The sequence below is a fragment of the Streptomyces sp. GC420 genome, from assembly GCF_009916105.1.
Classification (GTDB): Bacteria; Actinomycetota; Actinomycetes; order Streptomycetales; family Streptomycetaceae; genus Streptomyces.
This window is the reverse complement of record NZ_JAAAXQ010000413.1, coordinates 1-6,369: the sequence shown is the minus strand read 5'-3', so window position 1 is coordinate 6,369 and position 6,369 is coordinate 1. Positions and strand designations below refer to the sequence as shown.

At 72.8% G+C, this 6,369-nt stretch carries 6 protein-coding genes and 1 pseudogene; 5 read left to right on the top strand and 2 right to left on the bottom strand.

What is annotated here, in order from left to right; all coding sequences use genetic code 11:
* Positions 1 to 343, bottom strand: a 343-nt coding sequence (locus tag GUY61_RS40770) for a helix-turn-helix domain-containing protein (protein ID WP_243766918.1), incomplete at its 3' end; no start/stop codon positions are given.
* Positions 344 to 428: 85 nt separating this feature from the next.
* Here GUY61_RS40770 and GUY61_RS32715 point away from each other — a divergent pair.
* The 5 genes from GUY61_RS32715 to GUY61_RS32695 all read left to right on the top strand — a co-directional run bounded on the left by GUY61_RS32715 (position 429) and on the right by GUY61_RS32695 (position 5,600).
* Complete coding sequence (locus tag GUY61_RS32715; RefSeq protein ID WP_166633947.1) at positions 429 to 1,637, top strand: pyridoxal phosphate-dependent aminotransferase; 1,209 nt, start codon at positions 429 to 431, stop codon at positions 1,635 to 1,637.
* 431 nt (positions 1,638 to 2,068) lie between these two features.
* Positions 2,069 to 2,578: a hypothetical protein gene (locus GUY61_RS32710; RefSeq protein WP_243766917.1), complete on the top strand. Its 510-nt coding sequence runs from the start codon at positions 2,069 to 2,071 to the stop codon at positions 2,576 to 2,578.
* 9 nt (positions 2,579 to 2,587) lie between these two features.
* On the top strand, positions 2,588 to 3,904 hold the full coding sequence (locus tag GUY61_RS32705; protein ID WP_166633946.1) for a VWA domain-containing protein: 1,317 nt from the start codon (positions 2,588 to 2,590) through the stop codon (positions 3,902 to 3,904).
* Positions 3,904 to 4,770 (top strand): hypothetical protein, encoded by an 867-nt coding sequence (locus tag GUY61_RS32700; protein WP_166633945.1) that lies wholly within the window; start codon positions 3,904 to 3,906, stop codon positions 4,768 to 4,770. Before GUY61_RS32705 ends, GUY61_RS32700 begins: the two co-directional genes overlap by 1 nt.
* Positions 4,771 to 4,949: 179 nt before the next feature.
* Complete coding sequence (locus tag GUY61_RS32695) at positions 4,950 to 5,600, top strand: hypothetical protein (RefSeq protein WP_243766915.1); 651 nt, start codon at positions 4,950 to 4,952, stop codon at positions 5,598 to 5,600.
* A 338-nt stretch (positions 5,601 to 5,938) separates the two neighbouring features.
* Here GUY61_RS32695 and GUY61_RS32690 read toward each other — a convergent pair.
* A pseudogene (locus GUY61_RS32690) lies at positions 5,939 to 6,369 on the bottom strand (hypothetical protein); the annotation flags it as partial.

Here is a 6,369-nt window from a genome sequence, read left to right as displayed (position 1 = left end):
TTCGAATCAGGCGAGCACGGCGGGTCAGGCCGGCCCGGCCGGTTCCAGCGGGGCGGGTTCGGCCGGGACGCGGACCCGGGTCATGCGGAAGCCGCTGCGCGGGCGGGTCGGGATGCGCCGCAGGGGGCGGCAGCTTGCGCCGGGTGGCCAGGGCGTCGCGTTCCATGTCCTTCAGCCGGGAGGCGAGGACGTCCGTGCTGACGCCCGGGAGGTCGGCGTGCAGGTCGGTGTAGCGGCGCGGGCCGGCGAGGAGCTCCCGGACGATCAGCAGGGTCCAGCGGTCCCCGACGGAGTCCAGGGCCCGGGCGGCGGCGCAGTACTGGTCGTAGCTTCGGCGTGGCATGGAACGCAGTCTAGGGAACTTGTTGGACTTTCCAAGCCCGAACTTGGTAAAACCAAGCAACGCACATCACGCAGGAGGCCACGGCATGGAGTTCCGGCAGTCGAGCAAGCTCAGCGAGGTCTGTTACGAGATCCGCGGCCCGGTGATAGAGCACGCCAACGCGCTGGAGGAGGCGGGTCACAGCGTGCTGCGCCTCAACACCGGCAATCCGGCCCTGTTCGGCTTCGAGGCGCCGGAGGAGATCCTCCAGGACATGATCCGGATGCTCCCGCAGGCACACGGCTACACCGACTCGCGCGGCATCCTCTCCGCCCGCCGCGCCGTCGCCGGGCGCTACCAGGCGCTGGGCCTCGAAGTCGGCGTCGACGACGTCTTCCTCGGCAACGGAGTCTCCGAACTGGTCTCGATGGCGGTCCAGGCGCTGCTGGAGGACGGCGACGAAGTCCTCATCCCCGCCCCGGACTTCCCGCTGTGGACGGCCGTGACGACGCTCGCCGGCGGCCGCCCCGTGCACTACCTGTGCGACGAGTCCGCCGACTGGTACCCGGACATCGAGGACATGGCCTCGAAGATCACCGACCGGACCCGGGCCGTGGTCATCATCAACCCCAACAACCCGACGGGCGCGGTCTATCCGAAGGAGATCGTCGAGGGCATCCTCGACCTCGCCCGCCGCCACCAGCTGATGGTCTTCGCCGACGAGATCTACGACCAGATCCTCTACGACGACGCCGTCCACCACTCCGCCGCCGCCCTCGCCCCCGACCTGGTCGTCCTCACCTTCTGCGGGCTGTCGAAGACGTACCGCGTGGCGGGCTTCCGCTCCGGCTGGCTGGTCGTCACCGGTCCCAGGCAGCATGCCCGCAGCTATCTGGAGGGCCTGACGATGCTCGCCTCCATGCGGCTGTGCGCCAACGCCCCGGCCCAGTACGCCATCCAGGCCGCCCTCGGGGGCCGGCAGTCCATCCGCGAGCTCACCGCTCCCGGAGGCCGGCTCCACCAGCAGCGGGACCGGGCCTGGGAGAAACTCAACGAGATCCCGGGGGTGTCCTGCGTCAAGCCGAAGGGCGCGCTGTACGCGTTCCCGCGCCTCGACCCAGAGGTGCACAAGATCCACGACGACGAGAAGTTCGTGCTGGACCTGCTGCTACGCGAGAAGATCCAGGTTGTCCAGGGCACGGGCTTCAACTGGCCGCGCCCGGACCACTTCCGGATCCTGACCCTGCCCCACGCCGACGACCTTGACGCGGCGATCAGCCGCATCGGACGCTTCCTCAGCGGATACCGGCAGTAGGAACGGCCGGGAACGGCCCCCGCGGCCGTGAGCGCCACGGTCCCGCACGGCGGAACGGCAACCGGACGACGGAACGGCAACGGAACGGCAACGGGGCGACGGAACGGTACCCGGAAACGAGGGACCGGCACCGGACGGGGAGGAGGACGCGCAGGTGACCGGCGATCCGAGCACCGCGACCGGAGTGCGCCAGTCCGTCGCGGTCATCCTGCCCGTGCTCCTCGCCGCCGACCCGCCGGCGCCCGGACCCCTTCCGTTCACGCGGGGCGCGTCGGGCGGACGCGGCGTACCGCCAGGTGTACTTCACCGTTCCTCAGCAGTGAGCGGGAGTGAGTCCGCGCACTGGCACGCCCCGAACGGTCTTGGGCGCACTGGTCGTCCGCTTTCGCAAGCCGGGCGGCGACACGGATCGTGTCCGTGGTCCGAGCCGGGTGGGCGGAGTCCCTCACACCGACGCGCTGTCCGCCGTGTTCGACGGCGGCCCGGGGCCGGCCCGCCGCGTCACCGCGCTGGAGCAGCGCATCGCGGTCTTCCGCAGTACGTACTGGAGGCGGCACCAGACGGCGCACGGCCCCGCCAACGGGCTGCTGCGCGCCTACCAGGAGGAGCACCGGCTTCCGGAGCGGTTCGCGGAGATCCTGGCCGAGGCCGCCGGCTACCGCAGGCTCGCCCAGACGCAGGAGAGCCGGCAGATCTCCGGGGCACTGGGCGTACTGACGTTCCTGGGACTGCCGTTGGGGACCGCGCTGTCCGTGCTCCAGGTCCTCGGCGACGAGTCGCCCGCTCATCTGCTCATCGCGCTCGGCGGGGCCCTCGCGGCGACGGCGGCGGCGCTGACCACGCGGTACGGCGTCTCGTACTGTCCTCGCTGCGCGGCGGGCCGCGGCACCGGTGACCGACCGGCCGGACCCGGGTTGGGGACGGATGCCGGTTCTCAATAGGATCCGGCGATGATCACAAGAAAACGGCTGGCGGTCGGGGTCTGCACCCTGGTTGCCGCCCTGGCCGCCGGGCTGTTCCCGGCAGGCACGGCCGCCGCCGACAGCGAACCGGCGGCGAAGGAATCCACGACCTCCCCCAGAGTCGACCTGGTACTGGACGTCAGCGGCTCGATGCGCACCCGCGACATCGACGGCAAGTCCCGTATGGCGGCGGCGAAGCAGGCGTTCAACGAGGTGCTGGACGCCTCGCCCGAGGAAGTGCTGCTGGGCATACGCACACTCGGCGCGAACTACCCCGGTGACGACAAGAAGCTGGGCTGCAAGGACACCGCCCAGCTCTACCCCGTCGGGCCGCTCGACCGGGTGGAGGCGAAGACCGCCGTGGCGACCCTCGCGCCCACCGGCTGGACGCCGATCGGTCCCGCGCTGCTCAAGGCGGCGGAGGACCTGGAAAGAGGTGCAAGCGGCACGGGCGCGGACGGCGTGGAAGGCGGTTCGCGGCGGATCGTGCTGATCACGGACGGCGAGGACACCTGCGCGCCGCTCGACCCCTGCGAGGTGGCCCGGGAGATCGCGGCCAAGGGCATCGGCCTGGTCATCGACACGCTCGGTCTGGTGCCCAACGCCAAGATCCGTGAGCAGCTGACCTGCATCGCGGAGGCGACCGGCGGCACGTACACGGCGGTGCAGCACACCGAGGAACTGTCCGACCGGGTCAGTCAGTTGGTGGACCGGGCGGCGAAGCCGACGGTGACGCCCGTGGCGACGGAGGGTGCGGCGAAGTGCACCGACGCGCCGCAGCTGAAGCCGGGCCTCTACACCGACCGCGAGGAGTTCGGCGAGTCCCGCTGGTACAAGGTGGACCTCCTGCCGGGCCAGGAGCTGCGCGCCTCCGTGAGCGTCGCGGCAGACCGTCAGGTGAACGCGAGCTACGGAGTGCTGGTACGGGCCGTGACCGTGCACGGCCGCGAGATCGTCCGGGGCGAGGCCGCGGGCAACGGCCGTACCGACGTGATCTCTTCGGGTCTGCGCTATCCGAAGGCCGAGGCGGACGACTCCGACGACGACAAGCCCGCGGCGGAGACCGTCTGCCTCCAGGTCAGCAACTCCTTCTCCGCGCCGACCGCGGTGAAGACCACGCCGGGTCTGCCCGTCGAGCTGACCATCGGTGTCGTGGACGCTCCCGACGACTCCTCTGACGTGGCTTCCTTCGGGCTCGGTCGCGGCTGGTGGCTGCTGGGCGTGCTCGTGCTCTTCGGCTTCCTGGCCGGTCTGCTGTGGGGCTGGCTCTCGCGCTGGCGCGTCGCCGTCTGGAGGACCAACTGATGCGAGTGATGAGACGAGCGCACGGGCGTGCGGCCCGGACGGCGGGCGCGCTGGCGCTGGCCGGTGCGGCGCTGTTCATGACCGCGGCCGGTCCCAGCCCGTCGGAGGGGAACGGGGAGAACGGTCCCACCGAGGCCGGAACCTCCTTCCGCACCGCCACGGCCCTGGACCAGGGGCAGCGGGGTACGGCCGAGGCATCGGCGGGCGACTACCTGTACTGGGTCGTCCCCGTCGACACCGGACAGCGGGCCACGATCGACGCGAAGGTGACACTGCCCGAGGCGGCCACCGGATCCTCGACGTGGCAGATCGACGTGTACGACGGACTGCGTCGCCGCCAGGCGTGCATGTACGGCGCTCAGACGCGGACGGCCGCGGCCGGCGACGCCTCGGTCGGACTCTCCTGCACGCTGCGCACGGTGCGCGGCTGGGCGGAGCCCTGGTCCGGGGACCCGCTGCCGGGGAGCTACTACATCCGGCTGACGGTGCTCGGCCTGCCGGCGCAGGACCTCGGGCTGCCGGTGGCCGCCGAGGTCTCGACGACGCTGAAGGACATCGGCGGCTCCGCGGCGGTGGACGGCTCGCTGGCCGCTCCGCTGACGGCGGAGGCGGCCACGGGCGACACGGCCGCCGCGGGCTCGGACGACTCCGGGGACTCGGAGGACTCGGAGGACTCTGCCGAGGACGGCGGTGACGAGCAGGCCGCCGCCGTCGGTGAGCCCGAGGACGGCTGGTCCTCGGGGTGGTGGTCGGACCGCTGGGTCTGGACGGGCATCGGCGGCATCCTGGCCGCGCTCGCCGGCGTGGGCGGCTACACCCTGACGCGCGGCTCCGGCCGCCCGTCGCACGTCCCGCCCGGCGTCTGACCGGATCCGGCCGGGCGTCCGGCCGGACATCTGCGGCATCGGCCGCGCGCCCGGCCGAACAGGGCGGGGCGCGCGGCCGTACTCGTGGGTGGGGCGCCGGTCTCCCGGCTCCTGCCACGGATTGTCAGTGGGGTGCGCTTCACTGGAGTCCGTCACACTCGGTCACCGTTTCAGGGGGAATGATGACGGACCGTACGCCGAAGTACGTCACGCTGCCGGGGCTGCGCCAGCGGGGCTGGAGCGATGTCCTCGTCCGGAAGCTGCTCGGGGAGCCGCGCCACGGCCTGTACGAGTTCGCGCGGGTACGGCGCGCCGAGCTGAGCCCGGATTTCGCTCCCGCGGGCGAGGTCTCCGCCGGGCAGAGACGGCTGGCCGTGCTGGCCGCCGTCCGGGTCGAGCCCATTCACGTGCCGCGGCTGGACGCGTGCGAACTGGCCGAACGGGCGCCGTGGCACCGGGACGTGCTCGACGACGAGGGGCCGGGGGCGGAGCCGTCGGGGGACGCCGGTCCGGCAGCCGCGGCCGGACCGGCCGCCGCGGCGGGTCTCCCGGAACACGCGGGTCATGCGGATCCGGGCGGCCGGGCCGGTTGCGGCGGGGCTCCCGGAGCCTCCTCCCCGGCCCTGGAGGCCGCCGAGGCGCGCCGGCAGGTCAACTACCTCCGGCAGGCGCTGAGCCGCTACGAGACCTTGCTGGAGGGCCTGTCCGGGGCGCCGGAGTTCGAGGAGGCGGAGCGCCTGCTGCGGCAGCGCGTGTACGACGCGATCGCAGACGCCTACCCCGCCCTCGCCCCCGAGTGCCGGCGGCAACTGCGGGAGCGGGACGGCTAGGGCGTGTTTCGAAAGTAACGTCGTCCGCCCGCAGGGCGGGGCCGGGGGCGTCCGGTGCGTGCGATCGCAAGGCGGAGGGAGGAGAGCGCAGCGGGCTGCGCCGACGACCGGCAACGCCGCGAGCGAGGGGTACCTCCCGTGCCCGGAGGGCCACGGGGGAGTGCCGGACGCCCCCAGCCGGACGGGACGTTCGAACATGCCCTACGCCGCGGCGGTCGGCCGCGGTTGCCGGCCGTCCGGAGGGACGCGGACGGCGTGAGGAGCCCGGCGCGGACCCCGGCGCGGACCCCGGGGGCCACTCGGCGCGAGCGGCGTTGGGCCGTCGCGGTGCAATGCCGTCAGGGGCGGCCGGGGGTGTACCAGTGGGGGCGGAGGTCCTCCCTGGCCAGCCAGTCGGCGACGGCCCGGGCGATGGGCTGGCCTGTGTCGAGTTCGACGAAGCCGAACTGGCCGCCCTGGTTGCATTCGAGGAACCACCAGGTTCCCTCGTCGTCCGCGGCGAAGTCGAATGCCCCGTAGGCGAGCCCCGTGGCGTCCATGTAGGCCCGCACCGCGCGCTTGATGCGGCCCGGGACCTCCACCGGCTCCCATGGCGCGTCGTTCTCGGCGAAGCGCCCGTCCGCGACCTCGTCGGGCCCGCTGGGCTTGCGGGCGGCGAACAGCCGGTCGCCGACGCACGTCAGCCGTATGTCGGCCTCCTTCCGGATGTACCGCTGCAGGAGCGTGGGCCCGGCGGCGACGCCGGTGAAATCGGCGTCCGGCTCCACCC